This window comes from uncultured Marinobacter sp. (genome assembly GCF_913055835.1).
Classification (GTDB): Bacteria; Pseudomonadota; Gammaproteobacteria; order Pseudomonadales; family Oleiphilaceae; genus Marinobacter.
Genome location: NZ_CAJXKQ010000012.1, coordinates 39,246 through 55,711, shown reverse-complemented (window position 1 = coordinate 55,711; position 16,466 = coordinate 39,246). Strand labels below are relative to the sequence as shown.

At 59.7% G+C, this 16,466-nt stretch carries 17 protein-coding genes; 9 read left to right on the top strand and 8 right to left on the bottom strand.

From position 1 onward, the window contains the following. Positions 1 to 516, top strand: coding sequence for a dihydrofolate reductase (locus QZ534_RS08790; protein ID WP_296933744.1), 516 nt, complete (start codon positions 1 to 3; stop codon positions 514 to 516). Here the strand turns inward: QZ534_RS08790 and QZ534_RS08785 are convergent. Beyond that, positions 495 to 2,021 carry a DEAD/DEAH box helicase gene (locus QZ534_RS08785; RefSeq protein WP_296933743.1) on the bottom strand — a complete coding sequence of 509 codons (1,527 nt, stop codon included), beginning with the start codon at positions 2,019 to 2,021 and terminating at the stop codon, positions 495 to 497. The two genes, QZ534_RS08790 and QZ534_RS08785, sit on opposite strands and share 22 nt — an antisense overlap. Before the next feature lie 198 nt (positions 2,022 to 2,219). On the opposite strand from QZ534_RS08785, the gene QZ534_RS08780 reads away from it, so the two are divergent. After that, the gene (locus QZ534_RS08780; RefSeq protein ID WP_296933740.1) at positions 2,220 to 3,008 is read left to right on the top strand and encodes a thioesterase family protein; all 789 of its coding nucleotides are present in this window, start codon (positions 2,220 to 2,222) and stop codon (positions 3,006 to 3,008) included. A gap of 13 nt (positions 3,009 to 3,021) precedes the next feature. On the opposite strand, the gene QZ534_RS08775 is transcribed toward QZ534_RS08780, so the two are convergent. The 3 genes from QZ534_RS08775 to QZ534_RS08765 form a co-directional block, all read right to left on the bottom strand. After that, positions 3,022 to 3,921, bottom strand: a complete 900-nt coding sequence (locus QZ534_RS08775; RefSeq protein ID WP_296933738.1) for a haloalkane dehalogenase — start codon at positions 3,919 to 3,921, stop codon at positions 3,022 to 3,024. Positions 3,922 to 4,068: 147 nt separating this feature from the next. After that, positions 4,069 to 4,317 carry a hypothetical protein gene (locus QZ534_RS08770; protein ID WP_296933736.1) on the bottom strand — a complete coding sequence of 83 codons (249 nt, stop codon included), beginning with the start codon at positions 4,315 to 4,317 and terminating at the stop codon, positions 4,069 to 4,071. Between the two features lie 75 nt (positions 4,318 to 4,392). After that, positions 4,393 to 4,743, bottom strand: a complete 351-nt coding sequence (locus QZ534_RS08765; protein WP_296933735.1) for a hypothetical protein — start codon at positions 4,741 to 4,743, stop codon at positions 4,393 to 4,395. Positions 4,744 to 4,870: 127 nt separating this feature from the next. Between QZ534_RS08765 and QZ534_RS08760 the strand changes: the two genes are divergently transcribed. Continuing rightward, complete coding sequence (locus tag QZ534_RS08760) at positions 4,871 to 5,986, top strand: AI-2E family transporter (RefSeq protein ID WP_296933733.1); 1,116 nt, start codon at positions 4,871 to 4,873, stop codon at positions 5,984 to 5,986. A gap of 122 nt (positions 5,987 to 6,108) precedes the next feature. Then, the gene (locus QZ534_RS08755; protein ID WP_296933731.1) at positions 6,109 to 6,522 is read left to right on the top strand and encodes a peptidoglycan-binding domain-containing protein; all 414 of its coding nucleotides are present in this window, start codon (positions 6,109 to 6,111) and stop codon (positions 6,520 to 6,522) included. A 75-nt stretch (positions 6,523 to 6,597) separates the two neighbouring features. On the opposite strand, the gene ilvD is transcribed toward QZ534_RS08755, so the two are convergent. Beyond that, positions 6,598 to 8,433 carry a dihydroxy-acid dehydratase gene (gene ilvD, locus QZ534_RS08750; protein WP_296933730.1) on the bottom strand — a complete coding sequence of 612 codons (1,836 nt, stop codon included), beginning with the start codon at positions 8,431 to 8,433 and terminating at the stop codon, positions 6,598 to 6,600. 160 nt (positions 8,434 to 8,593) lie between these two features. On the opposite strand from ilvD, the gene QZ534_RS08745 reads away from it, so the two are divergent. Both QZ534_RS08745 and QZ534_RS08740 read left to right on the top strand, forming a co-directional pair. Further along, a complete protein-coding gene (locus tag QZ534_RS08745; protein WP_296933728.1) occupies positions 8,594 to 9,850 on the top strand; it encodes an HDOD domain-containing protein in 1,257 nt (418 codons plus the stop codon). 52 nt (positions 9,851 to 9,902) lie between these two features. Then, positions 9,903 to 10,481 carry an LON peptidase substrate-binding domain-containing protein gene (locus tag QZ534_RS08740; RefSeq protein ID WP_296933726.1) on the top strand — a complete coding sequence of 193 codons (579 nt, stop codon included), beginning with the start codon at positions 9,903 to 9,905 and terminating at the stop codon, positions 10,479 to 10,481. A 3-nt stretch (positions 10,482 to 10,484) separates the two neighbouring features. Here QZ534_RS08740 and QZ534_RS08735 read toward each other — a convergent pair whose 3' ends face one another. From QZ534_RS08735 to QZ534_RS08725, 3 genes are read right to left on the bottom strand one after another with little or no spacing between them, the layout of a single operon-like run. Then, positions 10,485 to 11,936, bottom strand: coding sequence for a bifunctional DedA family/phosphatase PAP2 family protein (locus tag QZ534_RS08735; protein WP_296933724.1), 1,452 nt, complete (start codon positions 11,934 to 11,936; stop codon positions 10,485 to 10,487). After that, positions 11,933 to 12,931, bottom strand: a complete 999-nt coding sequence (locus QZ534_RS08730) for a diguanylate cyclase (protein WP_296933723.1) — start codon at positions 12,929 to 12,931, stop codon at positions 11,933 to 11,935. The genes QZ534_RS08735 and QZ534_RS08730 overlap by 4 nt, the downstream gene beginning before the upstream one ends. Further along, on the bottom strand, positions 12,928 to 13,944 hold the full coding sequence (locus QZ534_RS08725; protein WP_296933721.1) for a GGDEF domain-containing protein: 1,017 nt from the start codon (positions 13,942 to 13,944) through the stop codon (positions 12,928 to 12,930). The genes QZ534_RS08730 and QZ534_RS08725 overlap by 4 nt, the downstream gene beginning before the upstream one ends. 186 nt (positions 13,945 to 14,130) lie before the next feature. On the opposite strand from QZ534_RS08725, the gene QZ534_RS08720 reads away from it, so the two are divergent. The 3 genes from QZ534_RS08720 (at position 14,131) to rsfS (ending at position 16,464) form a co-directional block, all read left to right on the top strand. Next, on the top strand, positions 14,131 to 15,387 hold the full coding sequence (locus tag QZ534_RS08720) for a glutamate-5-semialdehyde dehydrogenase (RefSeq protein WP_296933719.1): 1,257 nt from the start codon (positions 14,131 to 14,133) through the stop codon (positions 15,385 to 15,387). Positions 15,388 to 15,392: 5 nt separating this feature from the next. Further along, positions 15,393 to 16,043, top strand: coding sequence for a nicotinate-nucleotide adenylyltransferase (nadD, locus tag QZ534_RS08715; RefSeq protein WP_296933717.1), 651 nt, complete (start codon positions 15,393 to 15,395; stop codon positions 16,041 to 16,043). 70 nt (positions 16,044 to 16,113) lie between these two features. Further along, entirely contained in the window at positions 16,114 to 16,464 is a 351-nt protein-coding gene (rsfS, locus tag QZ534_RS08710; RefSeq protein WP_064227041.1) for a ribosome silencing factor, read from the top strand. Positions 16,465 to 16,466: the final 2 nt, after the last annotated feature.

The window sequence follows — 16,466 nt, the reverse complement described above, 5'->3', positions numbered from 1 at the left end:
ATGAGAAAAGCCCTGATTGTCGCCATGTCCCGGAACCGGGTCATTGGCCGGAACAACAATCTGCCCTGGTATCTGCCGGGTGACCTTCGTTATTTCAAACAGGCCACCATGGGCAAACCGATTATCATGGGCCGTAAAACCTGGGATTCTATCGGCCGGCCGTTGCCGGGAAGGATGAACGTGGTTATTTCCAGGAATGAAACCTGGGAAGCGCCAACCGGAACGGTGGCTGCGAAGTCATTGCCCGAAGCACTGGTGAAGGCTGAGGCGCAGGCGGAGCTGGAAGGTGGTGACGAGGTAATGATTATCGGTGGCGGGCAAATCTATGCCGAGGCGCTGCCCCTGGTGGATCGTATGTACATCACCCAGGTGCACGCCGAGGTGGACGGGGATGCGTTTTTTCCGGAAGTGAACTGGGATGAGTGGGAAGAAATCGGACGGGAGGATTTCTCCGCGTCCGATAACAATCCATACGACTACAGCTTCGTCGTCTATCAGCGCTTGGCGTCAGCCTGACGCGGCGGGCGCTTGCCTGATGGTTTGCCGCCCTTGCCGGGGGGCTTACCCTTCGGTCCGGGGCCTCCGCGCCCCTTTGGTCCTTTTTTGAACCCGCCTTTCGGGCCTTTGCGGTTATCGCCCGGGCGGCCACCCTTGCGGTCGCGACGCGGTGGCGGGGTGGCTGAGACCACCGGCAGAGCCTCCGGCTGCTCCAGGGGCAGGGAACCGGGTTGGGCCGCTTCCATCCAGCAGGCCAATGCACCGGCCACCATGGCCATATCCATTTCGTTGCGTTCGGCAATCTCGTCCAGCAGAGCCATGGTCTTGGCCAGCTTCTTGTCTTCAGCGAAGGCCAGCAGCTGGGTTTCAAACTGCTGCTCCCGCATTTTTTTCAGTTCAACCGGTGACGGCAGCTCATAGGCCTGCATCGGGGAGTTGGTGGCCCGCTCCAGGGTGCGCAGCCAGCTCCGCTCGCGGGGCGTGACCAGCAGTATGGCCTTGCCTTCCCGTCCCGCACGACCGGTGCGGCCGACGCGATGAATGTAGGCTTCGGTGTCGTAAGGCACATCGTAGTTGATCACGTGGGTGATACGGGGTACGTCCAGCCCGCGGGCGGCGACGTCCGTGGCGACGATGATGTCTTTCTTGCTGCGCTTGAGGTCCTCAACGGTCTGTTCGCGCTGGCGCTGGTTCAGATCGCCGTTCAGCGGTGCCACCGCGTGTCCGCGTGCCGACAGCTTCTCGGCCAGCAGTGTGGTTTCCGCCTTGGTGCGCACGAAGATGATCGACGCGTCAAACGGCTCCACCTCGAGGATCCGGGTCAGGGCGTCGAGTTTGCGCTCGGCATACACCGGCAGAACGAACTGGGAAATGCGCTCGACCGTGCGGGTCTCGCTTTCAATGCGGACTTCCGTGGCGTTACGCAGGTAGGTCTGGGCAACTTTCTTGATCTGCGGCGGCATGGTGGCCGAGAACAGGGCGCGTTGGCAGTTCTCCGGTGTCTTGGCCAGAATCGCTTCCACGTCGTCGATGAAGCCCATACGCAGCATTTCATCGGCTTCGTCCAGAACCAGTGCCTTCAGGCTGTCCAGTTTCAGAGTGCCCTTGCGCAGGTGGTCGAGCATGCGCCCCGGAGTGCCCACAATCACCTGGGCACCACGGCGAAGCCCCTTGATCTGGGGATAAAAATCCTGGCCGCCGTAGATCGGCAGAACATGGAAGTTCCGGAACTTGCTGGCGTAGGTGGTAAAGGCTTCAGCCACCTGAATGGCCAGTTCCCGGGTTGGCGCCAGAACCAGAATCTGGGGGTCGGTCACGGAGGCGTCAATCCGGCTCAGCAGAGGCAGTGCGAACGCTGCAGTTTTACCGGTACCCGTCTGGGCCACGCCCAGCAGATGATTGCCGGAAAGCAGCGCTGGAATAGACTGGGCCTGGATGGGAGACGGGGTTTCATAGCCAACGGAGGACACAGCTTCAAGTACGGCTGGATCAAGCCCCAGTTCGGCAAAGGACAATTCAGACATTGATTCACTCGGAATTCGGGAGGTAGAGCATTGCCGGGCAATGCGTGATGTGCCGCCATTATAGCGGTTTTATTGCTCCTTTAATACGCAAAACCCTGCCAGGTCTGTAGGTAGTTGCCGGGGACAGGCCATTGCGTTGCTGTCCGATCTTGGGCAGGCTTCGTATTTATCCCGATAGGTTGCTAACAGGAACTTGAGATGACCTTTGATGAATTACTACGGACGGCCCGTGGCAGTGAGGTGCTGGTAATGCCCGAAAGCTGGTCCCAGGGCAGGGCCACTTTCGGTGGTCTCACGGCCGCGTTGATGTTCGAGCGAATGGAGAAGCTTGTTGCCGGGGGCCGGGCGATGCGGTCATTGCAGGTCTCTTTCGTGGGCCCTGTGGAGCCGGAAATTCCGGCCGGTTTCGAGGCTGAGATTCTGCGCGAGGGTAAGGCGGTCAGTCAGGTACAAGGGCGCATCGTCCAGAAAGGAGAAACCCGGCTGGTATGCCTGGCCAGCTTTGGCGGCGACCGGGAGTCGGCGGTTCAGGTGGATGCCATTCCGGCGCCCGAGGCACCACCGGTCGATCAATGTCCCGGCCTGGATTACATCGAAGGAGTCACTCCGGAATTCATCCAGCAAATAGAGATGCGCTGGGCCTTTGGCAACCTGCCGTTCAGTGGCAAGGGCGGCCGGGAACTTGGCGGCTGGATGCAGTTCCGGAAAACCCCGGAGTCATTCTCGGACGCCCATATTGTTGCCCTGGTTGATGCCTGGCCCCCGGCAGTACTGCCGTATGTAAAACAGCGGGTGCGAACCAGTTCCCTGAGCTGGGCGCTGGATATCGTACACCCGAGGCCGGTCATGGAGCCGGGTGATTGGCTCCTTTACAAGGTTGGCATTGATCAGGCGGGCGCAGGTTATGGTCATACCCAGGCCGGGATATGGACGGCGAAGGGCGAACTGGTGGCGCTGAGCCGTCAGACGGTAACCGTTTTCGGTTAGTAGAAAAGGCGGCTCAGGCCGCCATTTCCGATTTCAGTGCATCAATGATAATGCGGGCGAAATCTTCAGGCGAATCTTCCTGCAAAAAGTGCCCGCCCCGGAGCGTGATGTGAGGTTGGCCGTGGGCACCGGGAATCCGACGCTGCATATGCCGGTCTCCGCCCCTGGTAATCGGGTCGCCGCTGCTGAAGCAGGTAATGAATGGTTTTTTCCACCTTTCAAGCACCTCCCAGGCGGCCTTGTTAGCATCGCTGTCCGGCGTGCCCGGCTCCGTGGGTACCAGCTTTGGAAACGCTCTGGCGCCTGCCTTGAACTCCGCTAAGGGGAAAGGCGCCTCATAGGCCGCAAGCTCAGCCTTGCTCAGCGTGCGATCGGTGCCCAGTTGCACGATGCGCCCAACCGGGAACCAGGGGCTATGCGTGGCGAAGGCCTTCCAGATGGAAAACACCGCAGGAACGGGTGCCTCGCCGGTTGGCAGCATACCATTCCCCACGATAATGCGACTGAAGCGCTGTCGGTGTTCGGCCGCCAGGCGCAGGCCCAGCAGTGACCCCCAGTTCTGGCACACCAGGGTGATGTTGCTGAGGTCCAGCTGTTCCAGCCAGCTTGCCAGCCATGCCAGATGGCGGCCGTAGCTGTAGTCAGCGATCGAGGCCGGTTTGTCGGATTTACCGAAGCCAATCAGATCCGGAGCCAGCACCCGATGCCCGGCATTTGCCACCAGGGGAATCATGTGCCGGTAAAGATAGGACCAGGAAGGTTCGCCATGGAGCATGAGTACCGGCGACGCGCCTCGCGGGCCTTCGTCAACGTAGTGCATCCGGAGCCCGGGTTCTACGTCAAAATGATTTGGAGCAAAAGGGTAATCCGGAAGACCTGCGAAGCGGGCTTCATCGGTTCTCAGAATACGCATGCCATCGACTGTCCTGACTGATTGGTTGCGTGATTGCCGGGCGGCATCCGGTGATCAGGATGCCCTACTACAATCGTCGAATATCAGGATAAAGCAGATGGAAAATTTGTGTGTTTGAGTTGCGTAACAGAGCGTTGCCGCTTTGAATCAGGACGCGATGCCGAACAGTCGCTCGGGGTTGTCTACGTGGGCCAGAGCCTCGTCGCAGCAATTGACTGCACCGCAATCGTCGGCTGAACAAAGGCCAATGGTCCGGCATTCCATATTCTGGTGCTGGTCGCCCTGATTCCGGAAAATGCGGGCCCTGGAGAGAATCGAGTGGCAGTGGCCGCACAGCAGGGTGGGAACCGCGCTGCCCTCAGCCAGAAGTGCCGTGTAATGCTGTGGTTGAGTCATAAATATCCTCCTGATACTGCCCAACATATGGGCCAAGTATGACATTTCAAAGTCAGGTTGCCGTATTAATACGGCTTAACTGTCTGGATCGACCAGTGGCCGGCGGTTGGAGCGTTTGTCATCCCAGTCAAGCTCCTTCGGATCGTACCAGCCAATCGCCTCCAGCACTCTCTCCCGTGTCTTTGGCGACAGGGTAGGCCAGAGCTCCTGGAAATCCTCAAGGCCAAGGTCCCGCTGTCGCTGTTGTTTGCTCTGAAGCCGGTTGATAATCCGTGGCAACTGCAGGGCTTCGCCGAGTTGGCCGGGCACTACCACCTCCTGGCCCATCACCTTGCGCCGGTGAGTTCTGGCGGCCAGTACCTTGCGCAGCTGCGTGGCCGCGTCCAGGGCTGTTTCGACGGTGAAGGTTTCCAGTTCCAACAACATGACCTGTCTATTAGTTGAACAACAACCGTCCACTATAACCTGAAGAGCGCTACAGTGGCCACGACAGCGTGGTAGGGTAGAATGGCTCGGTAAAACGCAGAACCAACATCGGGGAACCGCAAAGACTATGTACGCAAAACTCGAAACACGGACTTTTCTGGCGTTGCTGATTGGCGTTTCCCTTGCCTTCGTGTTTCTCATGAAGCCGTTTTTCGGGCCCATATTCTGGGCGGTCGCCATCGCTCTGATTTTTCATCCCGTGCAGCAACTGCTCGTGCGTAAACTGGGTGACCGGCCCAATGTGAATGCGCTGATCACCCTGTGCATTTGCATGTTCATCGTCGTTATCCCGGTGCTGATCCTGGTGACATCCCTGGTTGCCGAGGGCGTCGCGCTCTACCAGCAGATCCAGAGCGGTGAAATACGGCCCGGCGAGTACATTGATCGGGTCAATCAGTCTTTTCCCGCGATTCAGGCGTTCCTGGCACAGTTTGATATCAGCTTTGCAGAACTCAGGGACAGGGCCGTGAGCATTTTTGTCGGCGGTAGCCAGTTCCTTGGCAAGCAGGCACTGGGCGTGGGCCAGAATACCTTCCAGTTTTTCCTGGGCCTTGCATTGATGGTGTATCTGGCGTTCTTCCTGCTGCGGGATGGCAGTGCGCTGGTAGAACTGATCATCCGGGCACTCCCGCTCGGTGATGAGCGGGAGCGATTGCTGTTTGCCAAGTTCGCGGAGGTGACCCGGGCGACCGTTAAGGGAAACCTGCTGATTGCAATCATCCAGGGGGCCCTGGGCGGGCTGATTTTCTGGATACTCGGGATCTCTGGCGCCTTGCTCTGGGGTGTCGTGATGGCGATTGTATCGCTTTTACCGGCGGTAGGTGCCGCATTGGTCTGGGTGCCGGCCGCCATCTACCTGGCGGCCGTCGGAGATGTGATCGAAGCGGTGGTGCTGACCGCTTTCGGAGTGGTGGTCATCGGGCTGGCGGATAACCTGCTGCGCCCGGTACTGGTGGGTCGCGATACCAAGCTGCCGGACTACATTGTTCTGTTATCAACCCTGGGCGGTATCGTCATGTTCGGCATCAACGGTTTTGTAATGGGACCATTGGTGGCGGCTCTGTTCATGGCTTTCTGGGGAATCTTCATCCGTGAGTTCAGTGAAGAGGCCCACCGCTCGCCGGCCAGTGTGGACGATGAGACGCAGGAGTCCGGCAGGAAAACGGGACATGATGTCCGGTAAGGCGACATACGACAAAAGTATGGTAGGCTTTTACCCGTTTGCCCCAGCCTGTGGAGATAGGCACCACATAACAAGAAAGAAACGGATATCGGCGAGATATCAGGAGTAAGCAGGTGAGTACCATGAGAAAAGCAACTACCCGACTGGGACGCCTGGCCGCTGCGGCCGGATTGGCGGTCACACTGGGCTTTGCCCCTGCGGCCTTCGCGGATGAGATCGTTGCACTCAAGAACGCGCTTTACGGAGCAGGCTACGACATTACCAATGTCAGCCCGCAGATGGATGACTCAACCCGGTCGGCGCTGACCCGGTTCCAACAGGATAACGGTCTTCAGGCTACCGGTATCCTGGACGACCCAACCAAGGAAGCCCTGGGCATGATTTCGGTTCAGGTGGCCGCGTCAGCGCAGTCCACCGGATCCAGCAGCGCTCCGACTCAGGAGTCGGCTTCTTCTGCGGCGGAAACCTCGGCTCCCGAGCCCGAGCAGGATGACGCCATTGAAGAAGAGGAAGACGGTGGCTGGTCACTCTGGTGATCGGAGTCTCCTGAACATAAAAAGCCCGCCGGGCTTGTCCCGCCGGGCTTTTTTGCTGCCTGGTGCCGGGGATTCTCAGTCGAGCTTTTCGAGATCCCGAACGGCGCCCTTGTCGGCGCTTGTGGCCAGCAGCGCGTAGGCTTTCAGGGCCGCAGATACCTTGCGGTCCCTTGGCAGTTCCGGTTTCCAGCCCTTGGCATTCCGGGCTTCCCGGCGACGATCCAGCTCGTGCTGGTCCAGTTCAACGTTGATGCTCCGGTTTGGTATGTCGATACGGATCGTATCGCCATTCTCGATCAGGCCAATTGCACCGCCGGCGGCAGCTTCTGGCGATGCGTGGCCGATGGAAAGGCCTGAGGTTCCGCCGGAGAAACGCCCGTCTGTCAGCAGTGCGCAGTCCTTTCCAAGGCCCTTGGATTTCAGGTAGCTGGTCGGGTACAGCATTTCCTGCATACCCGGGCCGCCACGGGGGCCCTCATAGCGGATGATCACAACCTCGCCCGGCTTCACCTCGTCTGCGAGAATGCCGGCAACGGCGGAATCCTGACTCTCGAACACCCGTGCCTTGCCCTCGAACACATAAATGCTTTCGTCCACCCCCGCGGTTTTGACCACGCAGCCGTCCAGGGCAATATTGCCGTAGAGCACGGCCAGGCCGCCCTCGGAACTGTAGGCGTTCTCGACCGAGCGGATGCAGCCGGTTTCCCGGTCACCGTCCAGGGTCGGCCAACGGGTGCTCTGCGAGAAGGCTGTCTGGGTGGGAATGCCGGCCGGCCCGGCTTTGTAGAATTCGACCACTTCGGTGGTCGGTGACCTCATGATATCCCAGGTCTCGAGGGCCTCTTTCATGGTCTTGCTGTGCACAGTCGGAAGATCGGTGTTGATCAACCCGCCCCGCTCCAGTTCGCCAAGAATGCCCATGATGCCGCCGGCACGGTGCACGTCTTCCATATGGTACTTGGGGGAGTTGGGGGCCACTTTGCACAGCTGCGGAACCCGGCGTGACAGCTGGTCGATTTCGTTCAGGGTAAAGGGAACGCCACCTTCCTGGGCAGCCGCCAGCAGGTGAAGGATAGTGTTCGTCGAGCCGCCCATGGCAATGTCCATGACCATGGCATTTTCAAAGGCCGCCATGGAGGCGATGCTCAGAGGCAGTACGCTGGCGTCGTCTTCCTCGTAATAGCGCCGCGCATTCTCCACAATCTGTCGACCGGCCTTCAGGAACAGTTGCTCCCGATCGGCGTGGGTAGCCAGCAGTGAACCGTTGCCCGGCAGCGCCAGGCCAATGGCTTCGGTCAGGCAGTTCATGGAGTTGGCGGTGAACATGCCGGAACAGGAGCCGCAGGTGGGGCAGGCGCTGCGCTCGTATTCTTCCACCTGTTCGTCGGAGGCGTTGGGATCTGCCGCGATGACCATGGCGTCTACCAGGTCGAGCTTGTGCTCGGACAGCTTGGTCTTGCCCGCTTCCATCGGCCCGCCGGAGACGAAAATCGTTGGGATGTTCAGGCGCATGGCGGCCATCAGCATGCCCGGGGTGATCTTGTCGCAGTTGGAAATACAGACGAGGGCATCGGCGCAGTGGGCGTTCACCATGTACTCTACAGAATCTGCGATGATTTCCCGGGAGGGCAGGGAGTACAGCATGCCGTCATGGCCCATGGCGATGCCATCGTCCACCGCAATGGTGTTGAATTCCTTGGCCACACCGCCGGCGGCCTCGATTTCGCGGCACACGAGCTGGCCGAGGTCTTTGAGATGGACGTGGCCTGGCACAAACTGGGTGAAGGAGTTGGCAACCGCAATAATGGGTTTGCCGAAATCCCCGTCTTTCATGCCGGTGGCGCGCCAGAGGGCACGGGCGCCGGCCATGTTGCGGCCTGCGGTGGATGTCCGCGAACGATACTGAGGCATGGTGGTCTGTTCTCTCTGTTGTTACCTGATGACGATGATCAAAAAAACAGAGGATACCAGATTAGACTCGAGGCGCATGGTTGTTTTCAGAGCCGCTGTTTACAATAGTTAACACAGTTGCCCAATTATTTTCCGGTTTGAACCGACAAGGAGTATGCCTATGGCCGGCCAGGAAAGCCTGCCGCTTCGTCGCCTTAAAGAGTTTCAGCCGTTGAACCGGCTGACCGATGATCAACTGGTCCTGCTTGCCAGCCGCGCCGAGCGACGCACCCATGGGCCCGGGCAGCGGGTTCTGGAGCGCGGTGTCCGGGATGGTCTCGACTTTTTCCTGATTGCCGGCAAGGTGGAACTTGAATCCCTCGACGGCCGTAAATCGATCATCGAAGCCGAGACGGAGAAAGCGCAGAATCCCATAGCCCGGCTTCAGCCCCGGATGTACGACGTAACGGCGGTAAAACCCTGCGAGTTCCTGGTGGTTGAGCAGGAAATCCTCAACCAGCTGCTGCGCTCGGCGCCTGTGGAACAGGTCGAAATGGATTCCGGTGAAGGCACCGGCGGCATGGAAAGCGAGGAACATCATCTGTTGATGGAGTTCCTGTCGGAGTTGAGGTCGAATCAGGTCAAGCTGCCCAGTGTGCCGGATGTGGCCTGGAAGGTCCGTCGTGCGGTCGATCGAGAGGAATCGACGGCAGACCAGGTGGCACTGGCGGTGTCTGCGGATCCGGCCATGGCCGCCAAGCTTGTCCGCGCCTGCAACAGCCCGCTTTATCGCGGGTTCAGTGACGTCCGGAATGTCCGGGAAGCGGTTGTTCGTCTTGGCATGCGTACCACCCGGCAACTGGTGACAGTGTTCTCGATGCGGGAGGTGTTCAAGACCCGTCAGGCATCGTTGCAAAAAGAAATGGAAAAGCTCTGGCGGCACTCCCGGGAAGTGGCAGCCCTGTGTTGGGTGCTGGCGGATCACGCGACCAAACTGAATCCGGAAGAAGCGCTGCTGGCGGGGCTGCTCCATGATATCGGCGTGGTGCCCATTCTGGTCCAGGCCGAGCACCATGTGAACCTTTTTGCCGATGAGGCCAACCTGAGCCATGCAATCCGGGAACTCCGGGCCGATGTGGGCACGGCGGTTCTCGAAAACTGGTCTTTCCCGCCGGCCTTCGTGGAGGCGGTCCGCCATGCCGAGGATTGGGGCTATGAATGCCGTGAGGCGTCGCCGCAACTGGTGGATGTGGTTATCGTGGCGCAATTGCATTCAATGATCGGTTCCAGCCAGAATGCCGAGCTGCCTCCGTTCGACCAGGTGCCGGCGTATCGGCGTCTGGGTGAACTTGAACTCAATGCCTCCCGCAGTTTGCAGCTTCTCACGGAGGCCAGGGCCCGGGTCGACGAAGTTCAGCAGTTGCTGTCCATTCGGTGATCGTCCGGGCTGTGTAAACTGTGGAGTCTGCTTTCCGGTGACTGTTGCACTTATGAATGTACCTTTGTTCCCCCTGAACTCCATCGTCCTGCCCAGGGGGAGGATTCCCTTACAGCTGTTCGAGCCGCGCTACATCGACATGCTGACGCGTTGCCTCAAGGAAGATCGGGGGTTTGTTGTGGTGTTGTTGCAGGAAGGCGGAGAAACAGGGCGCACCGCAGCCTTCTACGACATTGGCACCTATGTTCGGATTATTGATTTCCAGCAGCTTGATAACGGCCTTTTGGGGATCACCGTGGAGGGCGAGTCCAAGGTGTCGGTGGTCCGCAGTTGGCAGCAGGAAGACGGCCTGAATGTTGGCGACGTGGAATGCCTGATTGAGGAGGCCGAAAGCGAGGTGCCGGAACGCTTCAGCGAGCTGCCCTCTGTTCTCAAGGCACTGTTCCGGCATCCGGTAATCAGGGACCTGAATATGGACATCGACTATGGCGATGCCCGGGATGTTGGCTGGCGGCTCACGGAGCTTTTGCCCCTGGACAAACAGGAGAAGCAGAAGCTGGTGGAGTTGCAGGATCCACTGGAACGCCTCAGTCGACTGCAGGGGCTTCTGGAGGCGTTGGAAGAAGGCTAAGGGCTAGCCGAGGGGCCGGAAATTCATCACAGCCTCGTCCCACGACAGCGCAATATACCCGCAAGCAAAGGCCGCCCACGCGATCGCTGCAACTACCACGGTTATATCCGTTGCCAGAGGTACCTTGTCGTAACGGCTGTAACTGGCTCGCACCGCCCCGGTAACGGCCAGTGCGAGCAACAGCCCGCCAATCACGTCCGTGAACCAGTGAACCCCCAGGTAAAGCCGGCTCAGAGCCACAGGAACCAGTGGTAGAGACAGCAGGACATAGTACTGCCAGCGCTTCCGGTGACGGCTTTCTCCGGCAACGAAACTGGCCAGCAGGGTGACCAGCAGGGTAATACCTGCAGTGTGACCGCTTGGGAAGGCGCCGGAACTTGGCGGGTCCATGACTTCGTCTGGCCGGGGGACGCCGAGCAGGGATTTCAGGCCCCAGACCAGAATAACCGTAGCAACGACAGCCACCAGAATGTGTACGGCAGCGGCATAGTAGCCACGAAACACCAGCGCCATGCAAGCCAGCGCACCAGCAGCTATCAGTACCGGCGGGTCTCCAAGCAGCGTAATGGCAATGAAGGGACCGTCCAGCAGGGGCTGGCGGAGTTGCTCGAACCAGAGACGGGTAGCCTGGTCGAACCCGTCGAGCAGGTGAGTTGCTGTGGCCAGTTGACCCCAGAGCAGCAGCAGAGCGGAAGCGCCCAGCGCGAGCAAAAATGAAGACAGCGGAAATTCACCCTCCCGGGCTGGCCGCTGATTGGTATACAGACGCCAGAATCGGTGTGTCGCTTCGTACTTCGCCATCCATTGTTTCAGCCATTGGTAAAAACGGCTGGTTTCACCGAGCCCCAATTGAAATCGCAACAGCACGAAATAGACCGCGGTCAGGGCAGCGAGACTGATGCCGATTACCGCATAGAAGTGCGCCGGCGGCCTGATTTCGCTGGCCAGTGCGCTGCCCACCAAAAAACCCGGGAAAATATAGACTGGCGCCCAGGCGATGGCTGAGCCGATGTTGAAGGCCAGAAAGCGACGCCAGGACATCATCAGCGCACCGGCCACCAGGGGAATGACCGGGCGCACCGGCCCGACAAAGCGCCCGATGATCACGCTTTTGCCGCCGTGTCGGGTAAAAAAACGCTCTCCGGTGCTGATGATTTTCGGGTAACGGCTCAGCGGCCAGGCTGTTGTCAGGCGGCCCTGCAGCAGCCGCCCAAGACCAAAGCTGGCGGTGTCGCCGGCAATGGCGCCCAGGCCCGCCCAGAGCAGTGCTTCCGGTAACGGCATCCCGGTTTCACCGGCCAGCACAGCAACGGCAAACAGGATGGCGACACCAGGGACAATAATGCCGGCGATGGCGAGGGATTCGATAAAAGCGGTGGTAAACAGAGCCATTGCCAGCCAGCCGGGATGCAGGCTCAACCATGCCGACAGGTCGTTCAACCAGGCACTGCTCATGTTTCGATGGTTTCTCCCGGACTGAACCAGACTGAATCCGTGCCCCGTCTGCGAGCTTCCTCCATGGCCTGGTGGGCCCGTTTTCTGAGTGTGTCGGTGCGGGTGTCACCGCTGCCGCGGGTGGTGCAGCCGAGGCTGACGGTGGCTTTGCCGACCACCGGCCAGTGGTGTTCAGCGATGGTCCGGCGAATCCGCTCGGCAATGACTCTCACACCTTCTTCCGGCGTAAACGGCAGGATCAGGAAGAATTCGGAGTCTTTCAGCGTATAGAGTGTGTCGCCGGCACGAATAACCCCGAAGAGGTGTTCGGTCATGTCCCGGAACAGACCCTGAACCTGGTCCCTGCCATGGAGGTCGGCCACTTCATCCGCGTAATCAATACTCAGATCGATTACAGACAGGCAGTGCCCGGTGGCGATGGCCCGGCTGATCTCTTTCTGCAGGGTTTCATCGAGGAAGCGGGCGTTATGAGCACCGGTTACGGGATCGGTAATGGCGAGATCCTCGGCCGACTGGGCCATGTGGTCATAGTGCCAGATGTACAGTGCCGCGACCGCCAGAAGAATGAACAGACCTCCCGTGATGGCAATGGCTTCGGCCGGTGGCTGTTCCAGGAAAAGGATGATCGACATGGGCACTAACAGCAAAAGAGAGAGCCCTACGCCCTGGCGCAGCGGCAGGATAAGCAGGTTCAGCACAAGCAGGGGCATTGCCCAGTGGCTGATGCCGGGCGCATTCATGGTCAGCAGAGCTGCCAGCATGCCGCTGTTCAGGCCGGAGAGGATGACCAGATGCCCCGGTGCCGACAACTGATGCCGGCGGCAGATAATGGTGTAAATTGCGCCGGCCAGGGTCAGGACCGCCATTCCGGAGGCCAGATAGAACAGTTCGTAGAAGCCATAGCGCAGGTTCTGCATGGCCAGGGTGAAAATAAACAGGCAGGCAATGCCGTAACCAAAGGCGTGTGTCCAGGTTCTCAGGCGGGTCTCGGTCATGCTGCCGGCCCCTCTGCCCGTGGTTGGCTCGGCTGCGCCGGTTGCGACCATGAACTGTAGGCCTGGCTCCGGTTGCCGCCCTGCTGCTGGGCCCGGCGCAAGGCATTCGCCGCGCTCTGCTGAAGGCTGTTGGCATCGTCACCGATATTCAGGCCGGCGATTCCGGTACTGACCGTAAGGTTCATTCCGTGTGATTCCAGAAGCGTTGCCAGGCCCTTGCGGATTGTCTCCGCGCGGGCGATGGCGTCACTGGTGGCAATACCTGGCAGGATTACCAGAAACTGCAGATCGGCCACCCGGTAGTAGGTGTCGAAATCGCGGATCTGGGAATGCAGGTAGCGACCGATGCGCGGAAGAATCGAGCGTATGTCTTCATCTGGATCATTGTCGCTCAGGTGGGTGTCCAGCCCGATCATGATAATGGACATATCGGTGCCTTCCCGTTCGCTGCGCTGGATTTCCTTGTGCAGGTCGGCGGAAAGATATTCCCGGCTGGCAGCCTGGGTCAGTTCATCAGTCCGGCGCAATGGGGCCAGTTGCCGGGCCTTATAGTCCCGCAGGAATACCAGCAGAGCCGAGAGCAGCATCGTTAGCAGAAAAGCGCTGATCATCTGGTGGCGGTCGGCAAGGCCTACCGCCCACTGTGTTGCGATCATAGCCAGAATGGCGATAGCCAGGGTCACCACGGCTGCTGCCGCAGGCGGAATCAATGCGAAAGCGGCGAGGGGAAGGGCGTACAGCCAGTGGCTCAAAATCCAGGGGCCGGTCCAGAAGCTGGCCAACAGAATCAGAAGAAGAATCACGAAGAAGGCCTGCTGGACACGGGGCCAGGGTTGATTCACCCGGCTGGGGTGGAAAGTCTTGCCGGAAATCACTATGCCTGCGGCCGCAGCCGCAGCCGCCGCAACCATGGGTTCTCCCAGTACGGCGCAGAGGGTGGCAATGGCGATCAGGGCCACGAAGCCTGCCCGCGACAACTTGCTTAACAGGAATTTTTCGGCCATCTGGGCCATTGTGTCCTTCCTTTTTCCCGAACTCCCTGAAAAAACCGTCCCCGGGGAGTTGTTCAAAAGCTCCTCCAGATTCCGAGTATGGCATATCGCAGCGGTATAATATCTGTTTGGGATGCGTACTTGAAACGGGAAAGGTAAAGTTAGGCACTTATTCCTGATTCCGCTTGAAAACAGAAAGGTATTTGAATGGATATTGCAGCGTACATGGCCGAGGTTGGACAGCAGGCCCGAGCAGCGGCAGCCGGAGTGGCGCGTTCGACCACGGCTGTGCGTAATCAGGCGCTACTGGCCACGGCAGAGGCTCTTGATGCCGCGCGAGAAGAGCTCGCCCTGGCCAATGGCAAGGATCTGCAGCGGGGCCGTGAAAATGGCCTGGATGCGGCGATGCTGGACCGGTTGGAGCTCACCCCCCAGCGAATCGACACCATGATCGAAGGGCTGCGCCAGGTGGCTTCCTTGCCCGATCCTATTGGGGCCATCACGGATATGGCTTACCGCCCCTCCGGTATTCAGGTGGGCAAGATGCGTGTTCCCCTGGGCGTCATAGGAATCATCTACGAGTCCCGCCCCAACGTGACCGTCGAGGCGGCCAGCCTGTGCCTCAAGTCGGGTAATGCAACCATCCTCCGGGGCGGCTCGGAGTCGATCCACTCCAACCAGGCCATTGCCCGTTGTCTTTCCGAGGGCCTGGCGAAAGCGGGTCTGCCCGAGAATGCGGTGCAGGTGATCAAGACAACCGATCGTGCTGCGGTGGGTGAGCTGATCACCATGCCGGACCATGTTGATGTCATTGTGCCCAGAGGTGGCAAGGGTCTGATCGAGCGTATCAGCCGTGATGCCCGGGTGCCGGTCATCAAACACCTCGATGGTGTCTGCCATGTCTACATCGACAGCCATGCCGACCCGGAAAAGGCGGTGAACGTGGCGATCAACGCCAAAACCCACAGGTACGGGACCTGCAACACCATGGAGACCCTGCTGGTGGACTCCGAGATCGCCGAAGATATCCTGCCTCTTCTGGCCCGGGCTTTTGTTGAGAAAGGCGTGGAGTTGCGGGGCTGTGAACGAACCCGGGCTATCGTAGAGGGCGTGGCCGAAGCCACCGAGGCGGACTGGGAGGCTGAATACCTCGCTCCTGTGCTGGCGGTGCGTGTGGTTGGCGGCCTGGACGGCGCTATTGACCATATCAACCGCTACAGCTCCCAGCATACCGACAGCATCATCACCGAGAACTACACCCGGGCCCGCCGGTTCATCACCGAAGTGGACTCCAGTTCCGTCATGGTCAATGCCTCCACGCGCTTTGCCGATGGCTTCGAGTATGGTCTGGGTGCCGAAATTGGCATCTCCACCGACAAGATTCACGCCCGTGGGCCGGTGGGGCTTGAGGGTCTCACGTCCCAGAAATACGTGGTTTTCGGCGACGGCCATATCCGGACCTGATGCCCATGCATGTGATCTATGGCGGAACCTTTGATCCGGTGCACCACGGCCATCTCAGGCTTGCCCTGGAAATCAGCGACCGCCTTGGCGTGGATTACGTCAGCCTGGTGCCCTGTCATATTCCACCGCACCGGGGGCAGACCGGGGCTACCTCCGGTCAGCGTCTGGAGTTGCTGAGGCTGGCGGTGGCCAACGAGCCCCAGCTACGAATTGACGACCGGGAGCTGGCACGGGAGGGTGCCTCCTATACGGCCGACACCCTGCGTCAGCTTCGCGCGGAGCTTGGGCCGGATGAGCCCCTGGTGATGGTGGTGGGCACTGACGCATTCGCCGGATTCGACCGGTGGCGGGAGTGGCGGCAGATCCCGGAGCTGGCCCATGTGGTGGTTGTCCGTCGGCCAGGCCCTGCACTGGACCCTTCAGGCATACCGGCCCGGCTGCTGGCGGAACGGGGCGTGGAAGGCCCCGAAACTCTGAAGCACAAGCCCTGCGGCCATTTTCTCGAGCTGGATCCGCCGCTTCTGGATATTTCCGCCACGGGGATCCGGGAGCGTATTGGTGACGGACGTTCACCCCGCTATTTGATGCCCGATCCGGTCTGGGCGGAAATTCGTCGCCAGGGGCTCTATGGTGCATGCCCCGACGGGAACTTTTAGTGCTACAATCGCGTCTGAATATGATATTTCGGGCGGCCATACCGGCAAACGCCCGTCCAACAGGGTGATTATGCAGGCAGAGCAACTGAAAGATCTGGTAATTAATGCGCTTGAAGATGTGAAAGCACAGGACATCAGCGTGATTGATGTCCGTGACCGCACCAGTGTCACCGACTTCATGGTTCTGGCATCCGGAACGTCCAATCGACATGTGAAATCTCTCGCCGATTCCGTTGTTATCGAGGCCAAGGAGCAGGGTGTGCGCGCGAGCAACGTTGAGGGTGCTGGCGTCAGCGACTGGATTCTTGTGGACCTGGGCGATGTGGTTGTTCACGTGATGATGCCTGCCACACGGGAGTTTTACGATCTGGAGCGCTTCTGGCGCGATGCTCCGGATCTTGGTGTTGCGGGCAGCGAATAATC